Source organism: Pseudomonas sp. Fl5BN2 (assembly GCF_009908205.1).
Classification (GTDB): Bacteria; Pseudomonadota; Gammaproteobacteria; order Pseudomonadales; family Pseudomonadaceae; genus Aquipseudomonas.
Map to the genome: position 1 here is coordinate 1 of NZ_JAAARL010000029.1, position 22,652 is coordinate 22,652.

Below are 22,652 nucleotides of genomic sequence, written 5' to 3' on the forward strand. Positions count from 1 at the left end.
TACCCATCCCTCCCCCTATCGAATCCGCCCATGTCCGAAGCCAGTCCGTGTCTGAATTGCGGTGCCTGCTGTTCATACTTTCGTGTGTCTTTTTTCTGGGGCGAATGCGCCTCATCCGGTGGCACGGTCCCTGATGATCTGGTGCAGAGCATCAGCCCCACTCGAGTAGCGATGCTCGGCACCGACTGCAAATCGCCGCGCTGCATTTCCCTGGAAGGCGAGGTCGGCACCGGCGTCAGTTGCTCGATCTATGAACAGCGCTCCAGTCCGTGCCGGGAGTTCGAAGCCTCCTGGGTCGACGGCCAGCACAACAGCGACTGCGACGCCGCTCGCGCCGCCTTTGGCCTGGCGCCCCTGGAGCCTGTGGACATCGAACCCTGGTACGAGGAAAGCGCTTAGCACTCCTAGCGATAAGGCTCATAAGAAAATCATTAGAACCAAAATGCCACCTCCCATTGCAGCCACCGGGTGCCTTCTATACTGCAAACACTCATTGGCGCGTGGCTGCGCCGACACCAGATGACTCAGAGATGGGCGTGCTATGGATTGGCTGGGTGTGCATTTCATTACCGAGCTTCCAGACACCGGTCAGGTGATTCTCCATTGCACCCACAACCCGGTTCTGGTGCTGCTGGCTTATCTGGTGGCCTGCGCCGCCAGCTTCGCCACCCTGGATATGGCCGAACGTGTCAGCCACGTCGAGCGGCCAGCCAGCCAACGCTTGTGGCGCTGGGTGGGCGCCTGCAGCCTGGCTGGCGGTATCTGGTCCATGCACTTCATCGCCATGCTGGCGTTCGAGGCGCCTCTGGAGATTCACTACGACCTGCCATTGACCCTGCTGTCCCTACTGATCGCGCTGATCGCCGCCTGGTTGGCGATGAACACCCTGAGCCATGCCCGATTGCCATGGTGGCGTTATGGCGTCGCTGCGGTATGGATCGGGCTGGGCATCTGCACCATGCACTACGTGGGCATGGCAGCCATGCGCTCCAGCGCCAGCTTGTACTACGAGCCGTTGCTCATGGGACTGTCGGTGCTGGTGGCAATCGGCTGTAGCCTCGCGGCGTTGCTGCTGTCCCGATACCTGAGCGACGGCAGCGGAATGTTCCATCAGTTGCTCAAGTACGCCAGTAGCCTAGTGCTCGGCGGCGCCATCGTACTCATGCACTTCACCGGGGTCTGGTCCATGACCCTGGTACTGCCCGCCGGCAGCCTGCCCGCTTCAGTGGTGCCCAACGGACACCTGCAACTGGGACTGACCCTCAGCGTAATCAGCCTGTTGATCATTGGCAGTGGCATCAGCGCGGCCTTGGCGGACAAGAAGCTGCAACTCAAGGAGCACGACCTGCGCCGGGTCAACGCCCTGCTCTCGCAACTCGACCAGGCCCGGGTGTCGCTGCAGCAGGTAGCCCACTACGACGCCCTGACCAACCTGATCAACCGCCGCGGCTTCAACCAGCTGTTTGCAGAAAAGCTGATGGAAAAAACCACTTTCGGCGGCATGCTCGCGGTGATGTTCCTCGATATCGACCACTTCAAGCGCATCAACGACAGCCTCGGCCACGACGCCGGCGACGAACTGCTCAAGGTCATTGCCGGGCATATCAAGAGCTCCACCCGCAGCCATGAAGACGTGGTGGCACGCCTGGGCGGCGATGAGTTCTGCATCCTCATCAACCTGTATGACCGTGAAGAAGCCCGACACATGGCCCAGCGCATCATGCAGAAGATGAAGGAACCGATTGAGTTGGGGGGACGGCGCATGGTGATGACCAGCAGCATCGGCATCAGCGTCTTCCCCGACGATGGCAAGACCTGCGAAGAACTCCTGAAGAACGCCGACCTGGCGCTGTATCAATCCAAGGATGCCGGGCGCAACAACCTGCACTTCTTCAGCTCCAACCTGAAGACCCGTGCCACCCTGGAACTGCAACTGGAAGAGGAACTGCGCAACGCCCTGCGCGATGACCAAGGGCTGCTGCTGTACTACCAACCGATCTATGACTTGAAGACTGCCAGGGTCACCAAGCTCGAAGCGCTGATTCGCTGGCAGCATCCACAACACGGGCTGCTGACCCCGGATCGCTTCATCAACATCGCCGAAGCCAACGGATTGATCGCCGAACTGGATAACTGGGTACTGCGCAAGGCCTGCGAGGACCTGGCCTTTCTGTCGCGCAACGGTCGCGACGAAATGAAAATCGCGGTCAACTGCTCAGCCTTGAACCTGACCCGCGAAGACCTCGCCGGCGAAATCGAGAGCGCCCTGCGCAATGCCCAGGTAGCACCGCAAAGGCTGGAGCTGGAGGTCACGGAAAATGCCCTGATGGGCAACATCTCCAGCACCCTGACACTGCTCAAGCAGATTCGCGGCCTGGGGGTGTCACTGTCGATCGATGACTTCGGCACCGGCTATTCATCCCTGGCCTATCTCAAGCGCCTGCCCCTGAATACCCTGAAGATCGATCGTTCGTTCATCCAGGACACCCCCAAGTCGACCCAGGACATGGAGATCGTCCAGGCGATCATCGTCATGGCTCACACCCTGCACCTGCAGGTGGTCACTGAAGGGGTCGAGACCCTGGAACAGCAGCAGTTTCTCGAACGCTACGGCTGCGACTACCTGCAGGGCTACCTGCTCAGTCGCCCAGTGCCGCTGCAAGACCTGCGCGAGGTGCTCAATGAACTCGACCAGCGTCATGCCACTATCGCCGTCAGTCCGCGGATACCGGGGCCCGATAGAGCTGAACCAGGGTTGCAGGATCCTTTTCCAGATAGCCCTGCCCACCATGCAGACGCATCAACTGTGCAGCTAACCCGCTGATCGGCGTCGCCGAACCTTGCTCGCGGGAAAACTTCACCGCGCCATCCAGGTCCTTGAGCAGGGTTCGCACATGCCACTTAACCGGTTCGAAACGGCTTTCGGCCATTTGTGGGGCGAGGATCTGCAACGGCTTGGAATCAGCGAAGCCTCCGGCCAGGGCCTCGGCGAGCAATCGCGCATCGACTCCCGAGCGCTCGGCCAGGGCCACCACTTCGGCAATTACCAGGGCATTGCAGGCAACGATCATCTGGTTGCAGGCCTTGGTTACCTGTCCAGCGCCCACCGCCCCCATATGCGTCACTTGTTGCCCCAGGGCCAGCAGTACCGGGCGAACCCGATCAAGATCCGCCGCTTCACCGCCCACCATGATCGCCAGGCTGCCGGACTCGGCGCCCGGAGTGCCGCCGGAAACCGGAGCATCGACCCAGCCCATGCCACTGCGGCGCGCCAACTCGGCGGCCATTTCCCGAGTGGCGGTGGGTTCCAGGCTGGACAGGTCCAGCAGCAATTGCCCGGCCCGGGCGCCGTGGGCAACACCCTCGACCCCGAACACCACCTCGCGCACCACCTCGGTATTGGCCAGACACAGCAGCACCAGATCCGCGTGCTCGCAAAGCCGCGCCGGTGTGGCGACTTGTCGCGCTCCGGCGGCCACCAGGGGCGCGCATTTCTCCGGGTTACGGTTCCAGACCACCAGCGAATAGCCCGCAGCCAGTAGACGCCGGCACATGGGCAGTCCCATCAGGCCGATCCCGGCAAACCCGAGCGAAGGTAACGCTGACATCATATTGCCCTCATTTGATTAAAGATCACCGAATACTGGCCGATTCATCATGATTCAGGAAAGGATTCCCCCGAGCGACGCTCAGACGACACCCTGACGCCTTGGGTAAAATTCGCGCTCCACGCAGCGGCGAGGTCCCATTCCGTGATGGTTCGACGACACCTCGTCCGCGAGCCAACCTGACCAGGCATATGGCGCACAATGACTTCTAAAAACAATCCTGCCAACGCAGTCTCCGAGATGACGCTGACCTCCCCTACCTCAAGCCCCTCAGATACGAAGCCATTGTCCAGTTCACGCCCCTTGTCGACCCAGCAGTACCTGTACTTCACCGAAACCAACACTGACCGCATCCTCGACAACCTCGATGGCCTGCGCGACAGCGTGTTCCCGCAGCCCCTGCATCTGGAAGCCGAGCAGGAAAACCGCCGCGACCAGGAGTTCCCGTCGGTGTGCCTGATCGGCCTCGGTCGCTGTGGTTCCAATATCGCCCTGGATGTAGCGGAGCTGGTGTACAACGCCCGCAAGTTCTACCTCAACGAATTCAATAACGAAGACAAGTCCTACGAAAGCGGCGGCTACAGCCCCGGCCAGTGGATCCGCCAGAACCTGCGCCTGGGCCAGAACAAGGCCAGCAAACCGGTGTTCCTGGTAGAACCGCTGGTGATGCTCGGCGACCTGGACAAGGACATTGCCGGGCGCATCCGCTTCTCGCGCAAGGGTGAAAAAAGCGGCTTCATCCGCGACTACAGCAAAATGAAGATCATGGACCTCTCGGAAGTCCACGCCGGCGGCGCCGGTAACGCGCCGATCCTCGGCCAGTACCTGGCCAAGATCATCCTCAACAAGGACACCCAGCGCTTCTCCAGCCCCGACTGGAAGATGATCCACTCGTACCTGATCGACTCCTGCGGGATCAAGGCCAACCAATCGCGCCTGTACTTCTCGATCTTCAGTGCCGGCGGCGGCACCGGCTCGGGCATGGCTTCGGAATTCGGCCTGGCCCAGCAGTACTCGTACATGAACAAGACGTTCGACACCAAGCCGATGGACGAGCACGACAGCAAGAGCGGTCACTCCTTCGTCTTCGAGCCGATCTTCACCAGCGGCATCTGCGTGCTGCCGAACATCTCGGACCACCGCAGTGAAATGTCCGAGGCACTGCACATCAACGCCGGGCGCCTGCTGTGCAAGTACCTCTCGGAAGAGTGGGACTTCTCCTACAACTTCGACAATGAAGACAGCAGCGAAGCCAGCGTCATGGGGCGTATCCGCCCATGGAACGCGATGATGCTGATTTCCAACGACATCATGCGCTACGCCGAAGAAAGCGATGACGGCAACATCCAGAACATCGACGTCAACGCCATGGAGAAGCACGCCAACCAGTACATCTCCCAGCAGATCTTCAACATCCTCACCGCCCAAGCAGTGACCACCGACTACGACCAGAACTACTTCCGGCGTGCCGGCATCGACATCGGCGAAACCATCCGCCTGGACGCCAACGACCTGTTCATGAGCCTGGCAGGCCCTGTGGCAATTGCCTACGCCGAGTCCGTGGTCCCGGAAACGCCCGTGCCGACCGGCGACAAGTTCAAGGTGTTCGAGAAAGAGCCGCAGCGCCTGAACATCGATGACCTGTTCTTCCGCTCCATCGACCTGCCGCACTTCAACAAGGTGACCCAGGCCATCGAGGGCATCAGCCTGCTGCCGATCGAATCGACGCGATATCGCGCGGCGCTGGACCAATACAAGGCCTCAGGCTACGACGCCGCGGCCCTGCATGACCTGCACTTCTTCAAAAACTGCTCGTCGGTGGTCTGCATCGTCTCGTTGCCCAAGGACTACAAGCTGTCCTACATGGACCTGAACCGGCTCAAGACCCACCTCAACAGCCTGTTCCCCAACACCACGCTCAAGCGCTATGCGCTGGTGATTGGTGCGTCGGCCAACCTGTCGCTGACCACCTTGATCGCCAAGAGCCCATGCCTGTCGGACGACTTCCTGACCCTGATCGTGGCCTTTATCAAGCGTTGCTTTGCGCGTAACCCGTACCGCTTCGATGACACCCTGGACAACTCGGTCCTGGACTTCATCGTCAGCGAGCATTTCGATGAAGACCGCATCGACGACCTGCTCAATGAGTTCGAGAACCCGGCGAAGATCCTCGACACCAACTGGTATGCGATCAAACCGATGTACGAGAAGAAGTACCGCGAGCTGATCAACGACAAGGACAAGTTCGTCTCGATCAACGACATCCGCCTGTCCCGCGATTGCGTGAAGAAGGCCATCAAGTACCTGCGGGAAATCTACCGTCACCGCATCGGCAAGACCCGGGTCATCTCCCTCAATAGCCACACGGGCAAGACCGACCATTAAGAAGGGCTTCGCCGGCGAGCCGGCTCCTGCACGTGTAGGGGAGTTCCCTAACGTGCAGGAGCGGCCGGGCGGTGTTCCGCTTGCCGGCGAACGGTCAATTTGCTCACACCAGGAAACAATTAAGCAGCTCGTCGGACAGGCTTGAAACTGTGCCCCTTCCGTGAACGTCACCTTGGCTGAAACCCTTGTGGGGCCTTTCTCCACGGCAAGATGCCATCACTGGATTCACGGTTACTCGGCTACACACTTTTGTCCGACAAAATCACGCCCCTTATCGGTGCACACCCTTAGCTGGGTGCCCTTTCCTGGACCATAATCCAGGGCGAAACCACCACCGCCCACAGCGTCGGATCACGTTCCAGCAGATCGGATGCCCGCGTCGCAGACAGTTTCTCGACCTTTCCCTGGGCCAGCCAGGCCGCCACTTTTTCCGCCTGATTCTCGGCCACGGCCTGGGCCGCCTCGATCAGATCCAGGTCGGTATCGACCCACAATAGGGCACCCTTGGCGAAGAACGGCTCCAGTTCCTTCCAACTGATAGATGCGGTCTCGCCAAGCAGCTTGGCATAGAGGGTGCTAGGTTCTTGAATCATGGGACTGTCCAGAAAAGAAATCGGCGCAATCATAACGTCGGCGGTCTGGCAGAAAAACCCAGAAGCAACCGCATCACCGATCGAGAAGCTCAGAAGCGCCAGGAACTGACGTCGAACCGGGCGCAAGCCACGCCGCAAATCTGTCTTTTTCTTTCAATTAAGCGACACCCCGCGTTTTTGCCCCCAGCAGCCAGCTTTTCAAGCGAACAACCGGCGCTCTACACTGTACCGGTACAGTTGCCAGGGGCATTTCCGACGGATATACGAGAGTTATCTGACTCGGTTCTGCGACCAAGGCCGCCGGAACTATAAAAATTACAACAGCAAGAGTGGAGCACTATGAATAAGGCTACTAAGCAGATTTCCAAACTGTTTGCCGCTATGGTCCTGGCCGGAGTTGCCAGCCATTCGTTCGCAGCTGACACCATCAAGATCGGTATCGCCGGCCCCAAGACCGGCCCGGTAGCCCAGTACGGCGACATGCAGTTCAGTGGCTCGAAAATGGCCATCGAGCAGATCAACGCCAAGGGCGGCGTCAACGGCAAGAAACTTGAAGCCGTTGAATACGATGATGCCTGTGATCCGAAACAAGCCGTGGCCGTCGCCAACAAAGTGGTCAACGATGGCGTCAAGTTCGTGGTCGGCCACCTGTGCTCCAGCTCCACTCAACCCGCTTCCGACATCTACGAAGACGAAGGCGTGGTGATGATCACCCCGGCCGCCACCAGCCCGGAAATCACCGCCCGTGGTTACAAGATGGTGTTCCGCACCATCGGCCTGGACAGCGCCCAGGGCCCTGCCGCCGGTAACTACATTGCCGACCACGTGAAGCCCAAAGTGGTTGCCGTGCTCCACGACAAGCAACAGTACGGTGAAGGTATCGCCACCGCCGTGAAGCAGACCCTGGAGAAGAAAGGCACCAAGGTTACCGTGTTCGAAGGCATCAACGCCGGCGACAAGGACTTCTCTTCGCTGATCGCCAAGCTCAAGCAGGCCAACGTCGACTTCATCTACTACGGCGGCTACCACCCGGAGCTGGGCCTGATCCTGCGTCAATCCCAGGAAAAAGGCCTGAAAGCCAAGTTCATGGGGCCGGAAGGTGTGGGTAACGACTCCATTTCGCAGATCGCCAAGGATGCTTCCGAAGGCCTGCTGGTGACACTGCCCAAATCCTTCGACCAGGACCCGGCCAACGTTGCCCTGGCTGACGCGTTCAAGGCCAAGAAAGAAGACCCGAGCGGTCCTTTCGTATTCCCTTCCTACTCTGCCGTTGAAGTCATCGCCGGCGCCATCACCAGCGCCAAGAGCGAAGACCCGGCCAAGGTGGCTGAAGCCATCCACGCCGGCACCTTCAAGACCCCCACTGGCGACCTGAGCTTCGACGCCAAGGGTGACTTGAAAGACTTCAAATTCGTGGTCTACGAGTGGCACTTCGGCAAACCTAAAACCGAAGTTTCCCCTCAGTAAGGCGCGGCCTGACTGACTGCCAATAAAGCCCACGGCTCGCCGTGGGCTTTGTTTTACGAATGTATGGGCCGTGCTCCCGTGATCCGGGAGCCTCCCCACCTGAAAATCTCAAAACCGTCATCAGCGGTTCGCTGGCAAAACCCAGCCCGAAGTGGGTGCAGATCCACGGGGTCTGGGCGGGAAAATGACTCCACCAGTGAAATGCGTATCAGGTTTTTAGGAGCGTTGTAATGCCTGACCTCTATCACTTTTTCCAACAGCTGGTTAACGGTCTCACCGTTGGCAGCACGTATGCCTTGATCGCCATCGGCTATACGATGGTTTACGGCATCATTGGAATGATCAACTTCGCCCACGGCGAGGTGTACATGATTGGTTCCTATGTGGCGTTCATCGCCATCGCAGGGCTGGCCATGATGGGACTCGACAGTGTCCCGCTATTGATGACCGCAGCCTTCATCGCGAGCATCGTCGTCACCAGTGCCTATGGCTACAGTATCGAACGGATCGCCTACCGCCCGTTGCGTGGCAGTAACCGCCTGATCCCACTGATCTCTGCCATCGGCATGTCGATCTTCCTGCAGAACACCGTTCTGCTGGCGCAAGACTCCAAGGACAAATCCATCCCCAACCTGATCCCGGGCAACATCTCCATCGGGCCAGGCGGTGCACATGAAGTGCTGATTTCCTACATGCAGATCGTGGTATTCGTGGTGACCCTGGTCGCCATGCTCGGCCTGACGTTGTTCATCTCTCGCTCTCGCCTGGGTCGCGCCTGCCGCGCCTGTGCCGAGGACATCAAGATGGCCAACCTCTTGGGGATCAATACCAACAACATCATCGCCCTGACCTTCGTGATCGGCGCTGCACTGGCGGCCATCGCCGCTGTGCTGCTGAGCATGCAATACGGAGTGATCAACCCCAACGCCGGTTTCCTGGTGGGCCTCAAGGCCTTCACCGCAGCGGTCTTGGGCGGCATCGGCAGTATCCCGGGCGCGATGCTCGGCGGGCTGGTGCTGGGGGTGGCCGAAGCCTTTGGCGCCGACGTGTTCGGTGACCAGTACAAGGATGTTGTAGCGTTCGGCCTGTTGGTTTTGGTGCTGTTGTTCCGGCCTACCGGCCTGCTGGGCCGCCCGGAGGTTGAAAAAGTATGACTAGGAATCTCAAACAGGCGTTGTTCAGCGCCTTGCTGGTGTGGGCCGTGGCCTACCCGGTACTCGGTCTGAAACTGACCATCGTCGGCATCAACCTCGAAGTGCATGGCACCAGCAACGCCACGCTGATCACCATCGCCGTCTGCTCGGTGCTGATGTTCCTGCGGGTGCTGTTCGACCAGAAGATCAGCGCAGCGTGGAAATCCTCGCCAAGCATGCCGATGATCCCGGCCAGGGCCAGTACCTTCCTGAGCCTGCCAGGCACCCAACGCTGGATCATCATTGCGCTGATCATTGGTGCCCTGGTCTGGCCGTTCTTCGGCTCCCGCGGTGCAGTGGACATTGCCACGCTGATCCTGATCTACGTGATGCTCGGCCTCGGCCTGAACATCGTCGTCGGTCTGGCCGGTCTGCTTGACCTCGGTTATGTCGGCTTCTACGCCGTCGGCGCCTACAGCTATGCGCTGCTGTCGCACTACTACGGTCTGAGCTTCTGGATCTGCCTGCCAATCGCCGGGATGATGGCCGCCACCTTCGGCTTCCTGCTGGGCTTCCCGGTCTTGCGTTTGCGCGGTGACTACCTGGCGATCGTGACCCTGGGCTTCGGTGAAATCATCCGTCTGTTCCTGCGTAACCTGACCGACATTACCGGTGGCCCGAACGGCATCAGTAACATTCCCAAGCCAACGTTTTTCGGGCTGACCTTCGATAAAACCGCTGCCGAGGGCTTGCAGACGTTTCACGGGTACTTCGGCCTGACCTACAACCCTATCAACAAGGTGATCTTCCTTTACCTGATTGCGGTGCTGCTGGCGCTGTTCGCACTGTTCGTTATCAACCGTTTGCTGCGCATGCCATTGGGGCGTGCCTGGGAAGCGCTGCGTGAAGACGAAATCGCCTGCCGGGCGCTGGGGTTGAACCCGACCATTATCAAGCTTTCGGCATTTACCCTGGGTGCCTGCTTCGCTGGTTTCGCCGGCAGCTTCTTCGCCGCGCGCCAAGGACTGGTGACACCGGAGTCCTTCACCTTCATCGAGTCGGCGACCATCCTCGCCATCGTCGTGCTGGGTGGCATGGGCTCGCAACTGGGCGTCGTTCTCGCCGCCACGGTAATGATCCTGTTGCCGGAAATGATGCGTGAATTCAGCGAGTACCGCATGTTGATGTTCGGCGCCATGATGGTGCTGATGATGATCTGGCGTCCTCAAGGTCTGCTGCCCATGCAACGTCCTCACATGGAGCTGCGCAAATGAGCCGTGAGATCCTCAAAGTAACGGACCTGAGCATGCGCTTCGGCGGCTTGCTGGCGGTCAACGGCGTGGCCCTGACCGTCAAGGAAAAACAAGTGGTGGCGCTGATCGGCCCGAACGGTGCCGGCAAGACCACAGTATTCAACTGCCTGACCGGTTTCTACCAGCCAAGCGCCGGTAGCATCCTCCTGGACGGCGAGCCGATCCAGGGCCTGCCTGGCCACAAGATCGCCCGCAAAGGCGTGGTGCGGACCTTCCAGAACGTGCGGTTGTTCAAGGACATGACCGCGCTCGAGAACCTCTTGATCGCCCAGCATCGTCACCTGAACACCAACTTCCTCTCCGGCCTGTTCAAGACCCCGGCGTTCCGCAAGAGCGAACATGAGGCCATGGAGTACGCCGGCTACTGGCTGGACAAGGTCAACCTGCGGGAATTCGCCAACCGTCCCGCCGGCACCCTGGCCTATGGTCAGCAGCGCCGTCTGGAAATCGCCCGCTGCATGATGACCCGCCCGCGGATCCTCATGCTCGACGAACCGGCCGCCGGCCTGAACCCCAAGGAAACCGAGGACCTGAAAGCGCTGATCAGCATGTTGCGTGAAGAACACAACGTCACCGTGCTGCTGATCGAACACGACATGAAACTGGTCATGAGCATTTCCGACCATATCGTCGTGATCAACCAGGGCACGCCCCTGGCTGACGGTACGCCGGAGCAGATCCGCGACAATCCTGAAGTGATCAAAGCCTACCTGGGGGAAGCGTAAATGCTGCAGTTCGAAAACGTTTCCACCTACTACGGCAAGATCCAGGCGTTACACAGCGTCAACGTCGAGATCCGCCAAGGCGAGATCGTCACCCTGATCGGTGCCAACGGCGCCGGCAAGTCCACCCTGCTGATGACCCTCTGCGGTTCACCCCAGGCCCACAGCGGCAGCATCCGCTACCTGGGTGAAGAGCTGGTGGGGCAAACTTCGGCGCAGATCATGCGCAAGAGCATTGCCGTGGTACCGGAAGGCCGCCGAGTGTTTGCCCGCCTGACCGTGGAGGAGAACCTCGCCATGGGCGGTTTCTTCACCGACAAGGGCGACTATCAAGAGCAGATGGACAAGGTCCTGGGGCTGTTTCCACGGCTCAAGGAGCGTTTCTCACAACGTGGCGGCACCATGTCCGGTGGTGAGCAGCAGATGCTCGCCATTGGCCGTGCGTTGATGAGCAAACCCAAGCTGCTGCTCCTGGACGAACCGTCCCTGGGCCTGGCGCCGATCATCATCCAGCAGATCTTCGACATCATCGAGCAGTTGCGCCGTGATGGCGTGACGGTGTTCCTGGTGGAGCAGAACGCCAACCAGGCGTTGAAGATCGCCGACCGCGCCTATGTGCTGGAGAACGGCCGAGTCGTCATGCAAGGCACGGGGGAGTCGCTGCTGACCGATCCGAAGGTGCGCGAAGCCTACCTGGGCGGATAAGCACCCGCGTTGGAAAAAACGGCCCTTCGGGGCCGTTTTTTTTATCCCGGGACCGGCTCCCACGCTATTTCCGGGAAAATATCTGCCGTGCGCTGTAACGAATACCACCTAGCCTTCTCTAGAGGGGTAAGCAAGCAAGAATGCTTCCTTAACCGACCCACTCTGGAGAAACATCATGAGCACTACTCGCACCCTGTCCGCCACTGCCCTGGTCCTGGCCCTGGGTTCCGCCCTGAGCATCGCCGCCGTCTCCACCACCGTCCATGCCGCCGACGACATGGAGAAATGCTTCGGCGTGGCCATGAAAGGCAAGAACGATTGCGCCGCAGGCGCCGGCACTACCTGCGCCGGGACCTCCAAGGTCAACGACCAGGCCAACTCCTGGAAACTGGTGCCCAAAGGCACCTGCGATAAAACCGCCAGCAGCACCTCACCCACAGGTTTCGGCCAGCTCGAAGCCTTCAAAGCCAAGTCCTGATCCTGCGCCTGCCTGAGTGTCGATGATGAACACCGCCCAGTCCCAACATCCCCGCCACGACACTCAGGCCTGTGCCTTGAGCCTGCCGCCCCGTGCAGGCCTGGGGCTCAAGACCGAGCACTTCAAGGAAGTACTCGAGCAGCGGCCCGAAATCGGCTTTTTCGAGGTGCATGCCGAGAACTACATGGTGGCGGGCGGCCCCTTTCATCATTACCTGGGTTTGATCCGCGAGCGCTATCCGCTATCGCTGCACGGCGTCGGCCTGTCCATCGGTGGCGAAGGTCCCCTGGACCGCGAACACCTGGATCGGCTGGCGGTGTTGATCAAACGCTATCAACCCCAGTGCTTTTCCGAACACCTGGCCTGGTCCAGCCACGGCCCGGTGTTTCTCAATGACCTATTGCCCCTGGCCTACGACATGCCGACCTTGCGCCGGGTCTGCGAACACATCGACCAGGTGCAGAACCACCTGGGCCGAACGATGCTCCTGGAAAATCCGGCCACTTACCTGCAGTTTCAGCGCTCGACCCTGGACGAGACCGATTTCCTCCGCGAGGTGATCCAGCGTAGCGGCTGCGGCCTGCTGCTGGACGTCAGCAATGTCTACGTGTCCTGCATCAATCACCAGCGCGATCCCCTGGCCTACCTGCAGGCATTGCCATTGCAGGTGGTGGGCGAAATCCATCTGGCGGGATTCGCCGAAGACCAGGACAACCTCGGTGATCGCCTGTTGATCGACGATCACGGCGCCCCGGTGGATCGCGCGGTCTGGAACCTGTACCAACAGGTGCTGGAGCGCATCGGGCCCATGGCCACCCTGATCGAACGGGATAACCGGATACCGACCTTTGCCACCCTCCAGGCCGAAGCCTGTCAAGCAGAAGCCTTGCTGCTCAGTGCCCAGGTGCAGCCATGAGCGGCCAGGCGCAATTTGCCAAAGCCCTGCTCAGCGCCGACCCGAGCTGCCCGCCGGGCCTGTGCAGCAGCAACGGCGCCGACCCCGCGAGCCGCTTCGCGGTCTACCGCAACAACGTGCAAGGCTCATTGATCAACGCCCTGGCAGAGTCCTACCCGGTGGTGATGCAACTGGTGGGCGAGGACTTCTTCAACGCCATGGCACGGCTCTATGTACAGGACTTCGCCCCCCGCAGCCCCTTGCTCAATGACTATGGCCAGGACTTTGGCGACTTTATCCAGGGCTTCGCTGCCGCTGCGGCCCTGCCCTATCTGGCCGATGTCGCGCGGCTTGAACGACTGCGAGTCGAGGCCTATCACGCCGCCGATGCCCAACCGCTGGAACCGGCACGCCTGCTGGCGGCGATGAGCCAGCCGGAGAGCCTTGGCCAATCGCGCCTGCAACTGCATCCGTCATTGCGCACCCTGCATTCAAGCTACGCCGTGGTGAACCTGTGGGCGGCCCATCAGGGCGACGGCCAATGGCCGCAGTTCAACCTGCAACAGAGCCAGTACGTGCTGGTGTTGCGCAACGCCCTGGAGGTCGAAGTGATCGCAGTCGACGCCGGCTGCATGGCCTTCATCGATAGCCTACACAACCAATGGCCGCTTGAAATCGCCGCCGCTTATGCCCTGGATGCCCAAGCCGACTTTGACCTGGGCCAGTGCCTGGGCCTGCTGCTCGGCCACGGCGCCGTCATTGACCTGCAACCCCACAAGAAGGCCTGACCATGAACACCCAGACACATACGCCCATTGCCGGACTGGTGAATCGGATCATTCAAGGGTTTGAGCGTATTCCCTACAGCCTGATCGCCTTTATCGCGCGTTTTTCCATTGCCGCGGTGTTCTGGAAATCCGGACAGACCAAGGTCGAGGGGCTGGCCATCGACCTGGTCGACGGCACCTTCCAGCTGGGCTGGCCGCACCTGGCGGACTCGACCATTCCCCTGTTCAAGAGCGAGTACCACGTGCCCCTGCTGGCGCCGGAAGTGGCGGCGCACCTGGCGGCCTTTGCCGAGCATTTTTTTCCGATGCTGATCCTCTTGGGCCTGGCCACGCGCTTTTCCGCCCTGGCGCTGCTGGGGATGACACTGACCATCCAGCTGTTCGTCTACCCGGATGCCTACCCGACCCACGGCACCTGGGCGGCGATCTTCCTGCTGTTGCTGGCCCGTGGCCCGGGCGTATTGTCCCTCGATCATCTGCTTGCCCGTCGCTATCGGCACGCGCCATAGCTGTGGCTGAAACGCTGCTTGTTGCTGCTGCCGCAGGCCGCTAGACGCCAAGGGCGCATTCGAGAACGCGGCGAGCTCAGGGTTAGCCAACCCCGGCCCCAGCCCGCGGCAATGCCAAGCCTCAAGACATGGCGCGCAGAGCAGCACCAGCCACCGCGGGCTACAAGCGATCCAGGGCCTCGCCGCTGCGGCGGAACCAATCCATCAGGTAGTCGGCCAGTACCTGGGTACGCTTGGGTAGGCCGCCCTGGTAAGGGTGCACCAGGTACATCGGCATGCTGCGGGTCTGGTAATCACGCAACAACCAGCGCAGGCGGCCGTCCGCCAATTCGCTGTGCAGCACATAGGACGGCAACCGGGCGATACCCGCACCCACCAGGGCGGCCTTCTTCAACAGGTTGTAGTGGTTGCTGGCGAAAGGCCCGGAGACACGTACCCGCAGCAGTTCGTGACGCTGGTGATACAACCACTCCTCGCGCCCGCTGTAATGGCTGTTGAGCAGGCAGCGGTGCTCGGCCAGCGCCTTGGGCGTCTGCGGTTCGCCGTACTGCTCCAGGTACGCCGGGCTGGCACAGGTCATTTCATGCCAGGCCAGCAATGGCCGGGCTACCAGGCGCTGATCGTTGGCGACGTCCGAGCGTACTGCCAGGTCAAAACCTTCCCGGGTCAGGTCACGGTAGCCGTTGCTCAGGTCGAGCTCGATCTGCACTTCAGGATAATGCCGGGAGAACTCCAGCAGCAGACCGTCGAAAAAGGTTTCTCCAAGCGACACCGGCACCGTCAGCCGCACCGGCCCAGCCATGTCGTCCTTGAGCCGGGCCAATGCCTGATGCGCCCGCTCGACCTGAACCACCAAGGCCTGGGCCTGGGGCAATAGCGCCGCACCCGCAGCAGTCAGGTCCAGGCGACGGGTGGTGCGCTGCAGCAGCACCACGGCGAACCTCGCCTCCAGGGCGCTGATGCGCTTGGATAACTGGCCCTTGCTGCAACCCAATTGCTGGGCGGCCAGGGTAAAGCTGCCGGCCTCGACCAACACCGCAAACGCCGCCAGGTCATCCATCTCGCTCATGGATTGTTTCCACTTGAAAACCAAAGGTTGCCTATTAGCACGTTAATCCATGAAAAAAACCACTCTAGACTGCAACCTCGTCCCCCCCTTTAGAGGAACAGCCCATGAAGATTCTCTTGATCGGTGCCCACGGCACTGTTGGCTCGGCAGTTGACCGGGAACTGGCGCAACGTCATGAAGTCATCCGTATCGGCCGTACCCGCGGTGATTTCCAGGTGGATATCAGCGACAGCCAGTCAATCCGCGCGCTGTTTGAAAAGACCGGGCGCTTCGATGCGCTGGTCTGCGCTGCCGGCAACGTCACCTTCGCGCCCCTGGCAGAGATGACCGCCGAGCACTTCAACCTGGGCCTGCAAGACAAGCTGATGGGCCAGGTCAATCTGCTACTGATCGGTCGCGAGTACGCCAACGACGGCGCCTCCTTCACCTTTACCACCGGCGTCCTGAGCCACGATCCGATCCGCAGCGGCGCCTCGGCAGCCCTGGTCAACGGCGCCATCGACAGCTTTGTGCGGGCCGCCGCCATCGAACTGCCGCGAGGCCTGCGAGTCAACTCCGTGAGCCCCAATGTGCTGCAAGAAGCCATGGGCAAGTACGCCCCGTACTTCCGTGGTTTCAAGCCGGTGCCGGCGGCTGATGTAGCCCTGGCCTACGCGAAAAGCGTGGAAGGCCTGCAGACTGGCCAGACCTATCACGTCGGCTGAAGCCCCTGCAGAAACCTAGGGTGCAGGAGTGGGCTTGCCAGCGAAGGCTCCCTTGCCGACGGCGACAATCTCTCGGGCTTCTGCGTCGGCAAGTGCGCTCCACCCGTTCCGGTCAATCCGGGGTTGTGGTGACCGGGCTGGCTGCGTAACGTGTCGGCTTCCGTTTGGAGACCCCATGATGCGCACCGCCCGTTCCCTGATTTGTTTCGCTCTGCTGCCACTGTTTGCCGGTTGCCAGATGCTGCCGATGTTCAACGACCAGCCCCGGGCTCCGTCCATGGCCGGGCTGACCCGGATGCAGGGTGAACTCAGCGCGGCCGATGGCAAGCTGCTGTTCAAGCCCTGCACTGAGGATCGCCGCTACGTGATCAGTGATGGCGGCGGTACCAGCGTGCTGCAGGAAGCCGCCACCCTGGCTGATAAGCAAGGCAAGCTGTTCGCCGACCTGCGGGGCAAGTTCTCCGCCAGTGGCAGCAGCGATGGCCAACTGGACCTGCGCCAGCTGTATCGCATCGAACGCTCGGGCAGCGCCTGCAACGATCCCAACTTCCAACGCCTGATTCTCCGGGCCGGCAGCAAGAACCCGGCCTGGAACGTCGATGTCAGTGCCAAGGGCATGATGATCGAGCGCGCCGGCCAGCCGACCCTGGCTCTGCCCTACCTGGAGGAACAGCTGGGAGACGGCCGCTTCAATCTCACCAGTGAGGCCAACCACCAGCGTGTGGAGCTCTGGGTTGCTCCACAGCGTTGCGTCGATAGCGTGACCGGTAGCGTCCAGCACCTCACCGCCGAGCTGCGGGTCGACGGCCAGGTCCAGCGCGGTTGCGGCTATTTCGGCGGTTCGCGCAACGACTGATTCGACGAACTGCGGTTTTAGCCTGACGGCCAAGGTGGATTGCGGCTTATAATCGCCGGTTTGTGCAAAGCAAGCCGGCGCACTGTTGCGCACCGCCTACCCGGACCCTGTCATGTTACGAATCACCGAACTCAAGTTGCCGATCGACCATCCCGATGAAGACCTGCGCGCCGCTATCGTGCAGCGCCTGGGCATCACCAGCGATGACCTGCTCGATTTCACCTTGTTCAAACGCAGCTACGATGCGCGCAAGAAGTCTTCCGAACTGTGCTTCATCTACACCATCGACCTCAGCGTGCGCGACGAAGCACCGTTGCTGCTCAAGTTCGCCGACGACCGTAACGTCAACCCGGCGCCGGATGTCAGCTACAAGGTGGTGGGACAAGCCCCGGCAGATCTTAGCGAGCGGCCGATCGTGGTGGGTTTCGGCCCTTGCGGGATCTTTGCCGGCCTGTTGCTGGCGCAGATGGGCTTCAAGCCAATCGTCCTCGAGCGCGGCAAGGAAGTGCGCGAGCGCACCAAGGACACCTGGGGCCTGTGGCGTAAAAGCGTGCTCAACCCCGAGTCCAACGTGCAGTTCGGCGAAGGCGGTGCCGGGACCTTCTCCGATGGCAAGCTCTACAGCCAGATCAAGGACCCGCAGCACCATGGCCGCAAGGTCCTCCACGAGTTCGTCAAGGCCGGTGCGCCGGACGAGATCCTCTACGTCAGCAAGCCGCACATCGGCACCTTCCGTCTCACCGGCGTGGTGGAGAACATGCGCCAGCAGATCATCGCCCTGGGCGGTGAAGTGCGCTTCGAGCAACGGGTCACCGACCTGTTGATCGAGGATGAGCAATTGCAGGGTGTGGAGCTGGCCAGTGGTGAACAACTGCACTCCCGGCACGTGATCCTGGCCCTGGGCCACAGTGCCCGCGACACCTTCCGCATGCTCCACGGCCGTGGCGTGTACATGGAAGCCAAGCCGTTTTCAGTGGGTTTCCGTATCGAGCACCCGCAATCGCTGATCGACAGCGCACGCCTGGGCAAGTACGCCGGCCACCCGAAACTCGGCGCCGCCGACTACAAGCTGGTGTACCACGCCAAGAACGGCCGCTCGGTCTACAGCTTCTGCATGTGCCCGGGGGGCACTGTGGTGGCGGCCACATCCGAGCCGAATCGGGTCGTGACCAATGGCATGAGCCAGTACTCACGCAACGAACGCAATGCCAACTCAGGCATCGTTGTAGGCATCACTCCGGAAGTGGATTATCCGGGCGGCCCACTGGCCGGTATCGAACTGCAGGAGCGCCTGGAGTCCCTCGCCTTCGTCCTTGGCGGCAGCAACTACCAGGCCCCGGCGCAGTTGGTGGGCGACTTCATCGCCGGCAAACCCAGCAGCACCCTGGGCAGCGTCGAACCGTCCTACAAGCCAGGAGTGAACCTGGGAGACTTGGCACTGGCCTTGCCGGACTTCGCCATCGAGGCCATTCGTGAAGCCCTGCCGGCCTTCGAGCGGCAGATCAAGGGTTACTCCCTGCACGACGCAGTGCTGACCGGCATCGAGACCCGCACCTCATCGCCTCTGCGCATCACCCGTGATGCTTCGATGCAGAGCTTGAACGTGAAAGGGTTGTATCCGGCCGGTGAAGGCGCTGGTTACGCCGGGGGCATTCTCTCCGCCGGAGTCGACGGGGTTCGCATCGCTGAAGCGGTGGCTCGCGACATCCTCGGCATCCAGGCCTGAAGACCCCGGTCGTTCGCCGCCGAGCCAACTCCTACAAGAAACATCTCACACCTGTGTAGGAGCTGGCTTGCCAGCGAAGGCGCTCTCAAGAACACCGCAAGACCTCCAGGCCTCTTCGCCGGCAAGCCGGCTCCTGTGGGTCAGATACCCGCGCGAAGCACGCTGGCGGGTAGCGCATCGCCACGCTCAACAGTGGCGGCTACCGCAGCCATCAAGGCTTTCAACTCATACCCCTGGTCCAGCAGCCACTGCTCATCGTAGTAGGTGGTCGCATAACGCTCGCCGCCATCACAGAGAATCGCCACGATCGAGCCCTTCTCACCGGCGGCGGCCATCTGCTGCGCGGCCATCAGCGCACCGATCAGGTTAGTACCACTGGAACCACCGACCCGGCGCCCCAGCCGTTGGGCCAGGTAGTGCATGGCCGCCAGGGACAAGGCGTCCGGAACCTTGACCATGGCATCGATCACCTTGGGCAGGAACGAAGCCTCGACCCGTGGGCGGCCGATGCCTTCGATCCGCGAGCCGCAATCCAGGCGCAGGCTGGCATCGCCACTCTGGTAGTAGTCGAAGAACACCGAACGCTCGGCGTCGGCACACAATACCCGGGTGCAGTGCTGGCGATAACGCACATAACGTCCCAGCGTTGCGGTGGTGCCCCCGGTACCTGGGCTGGAGATCAACCAGCTGGGCTCCGGGTAACGCTCGAAACGCAACTGCTGGAAGATCGACTCGGCGATGTTGTTGTTGGCCCGCCAGTCGGTGGCGCGCTCAGCGTAGGTGAACTGATCCATGAAATGCCCCCCGCTCTCCCGGGCCAGGCGCTCGGACTCGGCATAGATCTGCGTCGGGTCCTGCACCAGATGACTCTTGCCACCATAGAAAGCGATCTGGGCAATCTTTTCCTGGGAGGTGGTGGCAGGCATCACGGCAATGAACGGCAACCCCAGAAGACCGGCGAAATAGGCTTCGGAAATCGCCGTGGAGCCACTGGAGGCTTCGATCACCGGCGCCCCGGGCTTGAGCCAGCCGTTACACAGGGCATAGAGAAACAGCGAACGGGCCAGGCGGTGCTTGAGGCTGCCGGTGGGATGGCTGGATTCATCCTTGAAATACAACTCGATGCCTGGCTGCCCCGGAAGCGGCAATGGAATCAGGTGGGTGTCGGCACTGCGCTGGAAGTCAGCCTCGATGATGCGGATGGCCTCGCGGGCCCACTGGCGATTGTCGCTCATGTTCTATTCTCGTCGGATCGAACGCCATGCCGGCGCAAGAAGATGAAGTGCACCCAGCATAGGTGATTCAGGCACGGGAAAAGCTGGCGCTGTTCCCTGTAGAAAAACGGCCCGGGAGCCGCCGCGGACGGACATGTTAGGAAATATCCTCGGCCCCTGACAGGTACAGCTGGGAAGCAATTGGAAACACAACTGCAAGGAAGCTTTTTCAGCAGGCCGTTTGCCTTCTACATATAACAAAAAAGAATATAACTTTTGTTTTAACAACTAACTGTACGGGTTAGGGTGTGCCACCTTTTTTAGTTTTAGATGGAGAGCGACCTTGCCTCTGCGTAGCACTTTCACTCGTTTCTTTGCCATGGAAGCTGCCAGCGGTCTGCTATTGATCGCCGCTGCCATCCTGGCCCTGATCATCAATAATTCACCGCTGTCGTGGCTGTACAACGGCCTGCTGGAAACCCCGGTGGTGGCCCAGATTGGTGCCTTGAAAATCGCCAAACCGCTGTTGCTGTGGATCAACGACGGCCTGATGGCGCTGTTCTTCCTGCTGATCGGCCTTGAGGTCAAGCGTGAAGTCATGGAGGGCCAGTTATCCAAGCCTTCGCAGATCGTCCTGCCGGGCGCTGCGGCCATTGGCGGCATGTTGGTGCCAGCACTGATCTACTGGTTTCTCAACCGGGACAACCCGCCGGCACTCAATGGCTGGGCAATTCCTACCGCCACCGACATTGCCTTTGCCCTCGGGGTACTGGCACTGCTGGGCAAGCGGGTGCCGACGTCGCTGAAACTGTTTCTCATGACCCTGGCGATCATCGATGACCTGGGTGCGATCGTGATCATCGCAATCTTCTACTCCGGCGCCCTGTCGACCCTGTCGCTGATGCTGGCGGCCGCCTGCATCGCCGCCCTGGTGGCGATGAACCGGATGGGCGTGGTGAAGCTTGGACCTTACATGATCATCGGCCTGATTCTCTGGGTCTGCGTGCTCAAGAGCGGGGTCCACGCCACCCTGGCCGGCGTGACCCTGGCCTTCTGCATTCCCTTGCGCACCCGCAACGCCGAGCCTTCGCCGGTGCAGACGCTGGAACATGCACTGCACCCCTGGGTGTCGTTCGGCATCCTGCCGCTGTTCGCCTTTGCCAACGCCGGTCTGTCGCTGAGCGGCGTGACCATCGAGAGCTTCACTCACCTGGTACCGATGGGCATCGCTGTCGGCCTGTTGCTGGGCAAGACAGTTGGCGTGTTCGGCCTGACCTGGCTGGCAGTCAAGAGCGGTATCGCCGCGTTGCCGGCCGGAGCCAACTGGGGCCAGGTCTTCGGCGTGGCGATCCTCTGCGGGATCGGCTTCACCATGAGCCTGTTCGTCGGTTCCCTGGCTTTCGTCCCTGGCAGCAGCGAGTACGCCGGCATGGACCGCATGGGGATTCTCACCGGCTCGCTGTTCGCGGCCCTGATCGGCTACGCCGTCACCGCCGCCGCCAGCCGCAAGAACAACCCACTGGCGTCTTGATCCACACCGATCCAGCAGCCTGAAAACACAAAACCCCGACCAGTTGCCTGGCCGGGGTTTTGTTTTACCGGGAACCGATTAACGAGTAACGCGGCTGGTACCGTTGACGGTCATGATGCGCACACGATCGCCAATCCGGAACACTTCGTTTTCCTGAACCTGCTGAACATAGGCACGCATGCTGCCGTCGTCTTCACGCACGGTGATTTCCACGCCCTGGGTACGGGTCAGGCCTTCTTCAGTGGCCGAACCCAAGAGGCCGCCGGCTACCGCACCGATGACTGCGGTGACGATGCTGCCACGGCCACCGCCAATGGCGCTGCCGCCCACACCACCGATCACAGCACCGGCAGCACCGCCGATCGGGGTCTTGGTACCTTCGATTTTCACCGGACGCAGGGATTCAATGGTGCCCATGCGTACGTTTTGCACACGACGTGCTTCATCACGGGAGTAAGAGTCACCGGTCAGGTTAGAGGCACAGCCGCCAAGCAACATCGCCATCGTGGTGAAAGACGCAACCAGCAAAACAGACTTACGCATAGGATCAACTCCAAAGGACAGATAGTGATTAGACTCCGCAGCTTGACGCCTGTCACGGCGTCGCCCGGATAAAATTGCTTTCATTCAGCCAAAGTACAGACTGCGTAAACGCCAAGCACTCTCAATACGGTAACGCCAATTTCCAACCGAGCGCCACCGAACAAAGGATTTCCCATGGATTACTTCATCATCATCGCGACCACTGCTGCCGGTCTGTATTTCCATTGGTGGCTGTACGTACGCATCAAGCGCTGGGTAGACCGGGACCTGGCCTTGTCCCTGGCCGGAACTGATGAGCAGAAGAAACAGTTCATGCTGCAACAGCTGGCCGAGGCCCAACGCCAGAAAGTAAAACGCCGGGACCTGCCGCATTGGCTGGAAGCCGCCGCAGCCGGCTATCCCGGCGAGTAACC

The 22,652-nt window shown here is 60.9% G+C and carries 22 protein-coding genes; 17 read left to right on the forward strand and 5 right to left on the reverse strand.

The window, feature by feature from the left end; all coding sequences use genetic code 11:
• Positions 1–30: 30 nt before the first annotated feature.
• Positions 31–399 carry a YkgJ family cysteine cluster protein gene (locus tag GV819_RS28985; protein ID WP_161759461.1) on the forward strand — a complete coding sequence of 123 codons (369 nt, stop codon included), beginning with the start codon at positions 31–33 and terminating at the stop codon, positions 397–399.
• 142 nt (positions 400–541) lie between these two features.
• Positions 542–2,824 carry a putative bifunctional diguanylate cyclase/phosphodiesterase gene (locus GV819_RS28990; RefSeq protein ID WP_161759462.1) on the forward strand — a complete coding sequence of 761 codons (2,283 nt, stop codon included), beginning with the start codon at positions 542–544 and terminating at the stop codon, positions 2,822–2,824.
• Here GV819_RS28990 and GV819_RS28995 read toward each other — a convergent pair.
• Entirely contained in the window at positions 2,715–3,611 is an 897-nt protein-coding gene (locus GV819_RS28995; protein ID WP_161759463.1) for an NAD(P)-dependent oxidoreductase, read from the reverse strand. The two genes, GV819_RS28990 and GV819_RS28995, sit on opposite strands and share 110 nt — an antisense overlap.
• A 198-nt stretch (positions 3,612–3,809) precedes the next feature.
• On the opposite strand from GV819_RS28995, the gene GV819_RS29000 reads away from it, so the two are divergent.
• Positions 3,810–5,993 carry a hypothetical protein gene (locus GV819_RS29000; RefSeq protein WP_161759464.1) on the forward strand — a complete coding sequence of 728 codons (2,184 nt, stop codon included), beginning with the start codon at positions 3,810–3,812 and terminating at the stop codon, positions 5,991–5,993.
• A gap of 287 nt (positions 5,994–6,280) precedes the next feature.
• Here the strand turns inward: GV819_RS29000 and GV819_RS29005 are convergent, their stop codons facing one another.
• Positions 6,281–6,586: a DUF2288 domain-containing protein gene (locus GV819_RS29005; RefSeq protein ID WP_161759465.1), complete on the reverse strand. Its 306-nt coding sequence runs from the start codon at positions 6,584–6,586 to the stop codon at positions 6,281–6,283.
• Between the two features lie 339 nt (positions 6,587–6,925).
• On the opposite strand from GV819_RS29005, the gene GV819_RS29010 reads away from it, so the two are divergent.
• The 9 genes from GV819_RS29010 (at position 6,926) to GV819_RS29050 (ending at position 14,596) form a co-directional block, all read left to right on the forward strand.
• Positions 6,926–8,053: a branched-chain amino acid ABC transporter substrate-binding protein gene (locus GV819_RS29010; RefSeq protein WP_161759466.1), complete on the forward strand. Its 1,128-nt coding sequence runs from the start codon at positions 6,926–6,928 to the stop codon at positions 8,051–8,053.
• 230 nt (positions 8,054–8,283) lie between these two features.
• Positions 8,284–9,207 (forward strand): high-affinity branched-chain amino acid ABC transporter permease LivH, encoded by a 924-nt coding sequence (livH, locus tag GV819_RS29015; protein WP_161759467.1) that lies wholly within the window; start codon positions 8,284–8,286, stop codon positions 9,205–9,207.
• Positions 9,204–10,460, forward strand: coding sequence for a high-affinity branched-chain amino acid ABC transporter permease LivM (locus tag GV819_RS29020; RefSeq protein WP_161759468.1), 1,257 nt, complete (start codon positions 9,204–9,206; stop codon positions 10,458–10,460). The genes livH and GV819_RS29020 overlap by 4 nt, the downstream gene beginning before the upstream one ends.
• On the forward strand, positions 10,457–11,224 hold the full coding sequence (livG, locus tag GV819_RS29025) for a high-affinity branched-chain amino acid ABC transporter ATP-binding protein LivG (protein WP_161759469.1): 768 nt from the start codon (positions 10,457–10,459) through the stop codon (positions 11,222–11,224). Before GV819_RS29020 ends, livG begins: the two co-directional genes overlap by 4 nt.
• A complete protein-coding gene (locus GV819_RS29030) occupies positions 11,225–11,926 on the forward strand; it encodes an ABC transporter ATP-binding protein (protein WP_161759470.1) in 702 nt (233 codons plus the stop codon).
• Between the two features lie 175 nt (positions 11,927–12,101).
• The gene (locus tag GV819_RS29035) at positions 12,102–12,404 is read left to right on the forward strand and encodes a BufA1 family periplasmic bufferin-type metallophore (protein ID WP_161759471.1); all 303 of its coding nucleotides are present in this window, start codon (positions 12,102–12,104) and stop codon (positions 12,402–12,404) included.
• 25 nt (positions 12,405–12,429) lie between these two features.
• Positions 12,430–13,320, forward strand: coding sequence for an MNIO family bufferin maturase (gene bufB, locus GV819_RS29040; protein ID WP_161759472.1), 891 nt, complete (start codon positions 12,430–12,432; stop codon positions 13,318–13,320).
• On the forward strand, positions 13,317–14,087 hold the full coding sequence (locus GV819_RS29045; protein WP_161759473.1) for an HvfC/BufC N-terminal domain-containing protein: 771 nt from the start codon (positions 13,317–13,319) through the stop codon (positions 14,085–14,087). Before bufB ends, GV819_RS29045 begins: the two co-directional genes overlap by 4 nt.
• 2 nt (positions 14,088–14,089) lie before the next feature.
• A complete protein-coding gene (locus tag GV819_RS29050; RefSeq protein ID WP_161759474.1) occupies positions 14,090–14,596 on the forward strand; it encodes a DoxX family protein in 507 nt (168 codons plus the stop codon).
• A gap of 160 nt (positions 14,597–14,756) precedes the next feature.
• Here GV819_RS29050 and GV819_RS29055 read toward each other — a convergent pair whose 3' ends face one another.
• Entirely contained in the window at positions 14,757–15,665 is a 909-nt protein-coding gene (locus GV819_RS29055) for a LysR family transcriptional regulator (RefSeq protein WP_161759475.1), read from the reverse strand.
• A gap of 104 nt (positions 15,666–15,769) precedes the next feature.
• Here GV819_RS29055 and GV819_RS29060 point away from each other — a divergent pair, with 104 nt between their 5' ends.
• The 3 genes from GV819_RS29060 (at position 15,770) to GV819_RS29070 (ending at position 18,951) form a co-directional block, all read left to right on the forward strand.
• Positions 15,770–16,369, forward strand: a complete 600-nt coding sequence (locus tag GV819_RS29060) for a short chain dehydrogenase (protein WP_161759476.1) — start codon at positions 15,770–15,772, stop codon at positions 16,367–16,369.
• A 178-nt stretch (positions 16,370–16,547) separates the two neighbouring features.
• Positions 16,548–17,225, forward strand: coding sequence for a COG3650 family protein (locus GV819_RS29065; RefSeq protein WP_161759536.1), 678 nt, complete (start codon positions 16,548–16,550; stop codon positions 17,223–17,225).
• Positions 17,226–17,337: 112 nt separating this feature from the next.
• Positions 17,338–18,951 carry an NAD(P)/FAD-dependent oxidoreductase gene (locus GV819_RS29070; RefSeq protein ID WP_161759477.1) on the forward strand — a complete coding sequence of 538 codons (1,614 nt, stop codon included), beginning with the start codon at positions 17,338–17,340 and terminating at the stop codon, positions 18,949–18,951.
• 140 nt (positions 18,952–19,091) lie between these two features.
• Here the strand turns inward: GV819_RS29070 and GV819_RS29075 are convergent, their stop codons facing one another.
• Positions 19,092–20,186, reverse strand: coding sequence for a PLP-dependent cysteine synthase family protein (locus GV819_RS29075; RefSeq protein WP_161759478.1), 1,095 nt, complete (start codon positions 20,184–20,186; stop codon positions 19,092–19,094).
• A gap of 322 nt (positions 20,187–20,508) precedes the next feature.
• On the opposite strand from GV819_RS29075, the gene nhaA reads away from it, so the two are divergent.
• On the forward strand, positions 20,509–21,696 hold the full coding sequence (gene nhaA, locus GV819_RS29080; RefSeq protein ID WP_161759479.1) for a Na+/H+ antiporter NhaA: 1,188 nt from the start codon (positions 20,509–20,511) through the stop codon (positions 21,694–21,696).
• A gap of 78 nt (positions 21,697–21,774) precedes the next feature.
• On the opposite strand, the gene GV819_RS29085 is transcribed toward nhaA, so the two are convergent.
• A complete protein-coding gene (locus GV819_RS29085) occupies positions 21,775–22,239 on the reverse strand; it encodes a glycine zipper 2TM domain-containing protein (RefSeq protein ID WP_161759480.1) in 465 nt (154 codons plus the stop codon).
• A gap of 174 nt (positions 22,240–22,413) precedes the next feature.
• Here GV819_RS29085 and GV819_RS29090 point away from each other — a divergent pair, with 174 nt between their 5' ends.
• Positions 22,414–22,650 carry a hypothetical protein gene (locus tag GV819_RS29090; protein ID WP_161759481.1) on the forward strand — a complete coding sequence of 79 codons (237 nt, stop codon included), beginning with the start codon at positions 22,414–22,416 and terminating at the stop codon, positions 22,648–22,650.
• Positions 22,651–22,652 lie beyond the last annotated feature (2 nt).

Coding starts and splice junctions, on each gene's coding strand:
- GV819_RS28985 (WP_161759461.1), top strand. CDS start 31: ATGTCCGAAGCCAGTCCGTGTCTGAATTGCGGTGCCTGCTGTTCATAC.
- GV819_RS28990 (WP_161759462.1), top strand. CDS start 542: ATGGATTGGCTGGGTGTGCATTTCATTACCGAGCTTCCAGACACCGGT.
- GV819_RS28995 (WP_161759463.1), bottom strand. CDS start 3,611: ATGATGTCAGCGTTACCTTCGCTCGGGTTTGCCGGGATCGGCCTGATG.
- GV819_RS29000 (WP_161759464.1), top strand. CDS start 3,810: ATGACTTCTAAAAACAATCCTGCCAACGCAGTCTCCGAGATGACGCTG.
- GV819_RS29005 (WP_161759465.1), bottom strand. CDS start 6,586: ATGATTCAAGAACCTAGCACCCTCTATGCCAAGCTGCTTGGCGAGACC.
- GV819_RS29010 (WP_161759466.1), top strand. CDS start 6,926: ATGAATAAGGCTACTAAGCAGATTTCCAAACTGTTTGCCGCTATGGTC.
- livH (WP_161759467.1), top strand. CDS start 8,284: ATGCCTGACCTCTATCACTTTTTCCAACAGCTGGTTAACGGTCTCACC.
- GV819_RS29020 (WP_161759468.1), top strand. CDS start 9,204: ATGACTAGGAATCTCAAACAGGCGTTGTTCAGCGCCTTGCTGGTGTGG.
- livG (WP_161759469.1), top strand. CDS start 10,457: ATGAGCCGTGAGATCCTCAAAGTAACGGACCTGAGCATGCGCTTCGGC.
- GV819_RS29030 (WP_161759470.1), top strand. CDS start 11,225: ATGCTGCAGTTCGAAAACGTTTCCACCTACTACGGCAAGATCCAGGCG.
- GV819_RS29035 (WP_161759471.1), top strand. CDS start 12,102: ATGAGCACTACTCGCACCCTGTCCGCCACTGCCCTGGTCCTGGCCCTG.
- bufB (WP_161759472.1), top strand. CDS start 12,430: ATGAACACCGCCCAGTCCCAACATCCCCGCCACGACACTCAGGCCTGT.
- GV819_RS29045 (WP_161759473.1), top strand. CDS start 13,317: ATGAGCGGCCAGGCGCAATTTGCCAAAGCCCTGCTCAGCGCCGACCCG.
- GV819_RS29050 (WP_161759474.1), top strand. CDS start 14,090: ATGAACACCCAGACACATACGCCCATTGCCGGACTGGTGAATCGGATC.
- GV819_RS29055 (WP_161759475.1), bottom strand. CDS start 15,665: ATGAGCGAGATGGATGACCTGGCGGCGTTTGCGGTGTTGGTCGAGGCC.
- GV819_RS29060 (WP_161759476.1), top strand. CDS start 15,770: ATGAAGATTCTCTTGATCGGTGCCCACGGCACTGTTGGCTCGGCAGTT.
- GV819_RS29065 (WP_161759536.1), top strand. CDS start 16,548: ATGCGCACCGCCCGTTCCCTGATTTGTTTCGCTCTGCTGCCACTGTTT.
- GV819_RS29070 (WP_161759477.1), top strand. CDS start 17,338: ATGTTACGAATCACCGAACTCAAGTTGCCGATCGACCATCCCGATGAA.
- GV819_RS29075 (WP_161759478.1), bottom strand. CDS start 20,186: ATGAGCGACAATCGCCAGTGGGCCCGCGAGGCCATCCGCATCATCGAG.
- GV819_RS29085 (WP_161759480.1), bottom strand. CDS start 22,239: ATGCGTAAGTCTGTTTTGCTGGTTGCGTCTTTCACCACGATGGCGATG.
- GV819_RS29090 (WP_161759481.1), top strand. CDS start 22,414: ATGGATTACTTCATCATCATCGCGACCACTGCTGCCGGTCTGTATTTC.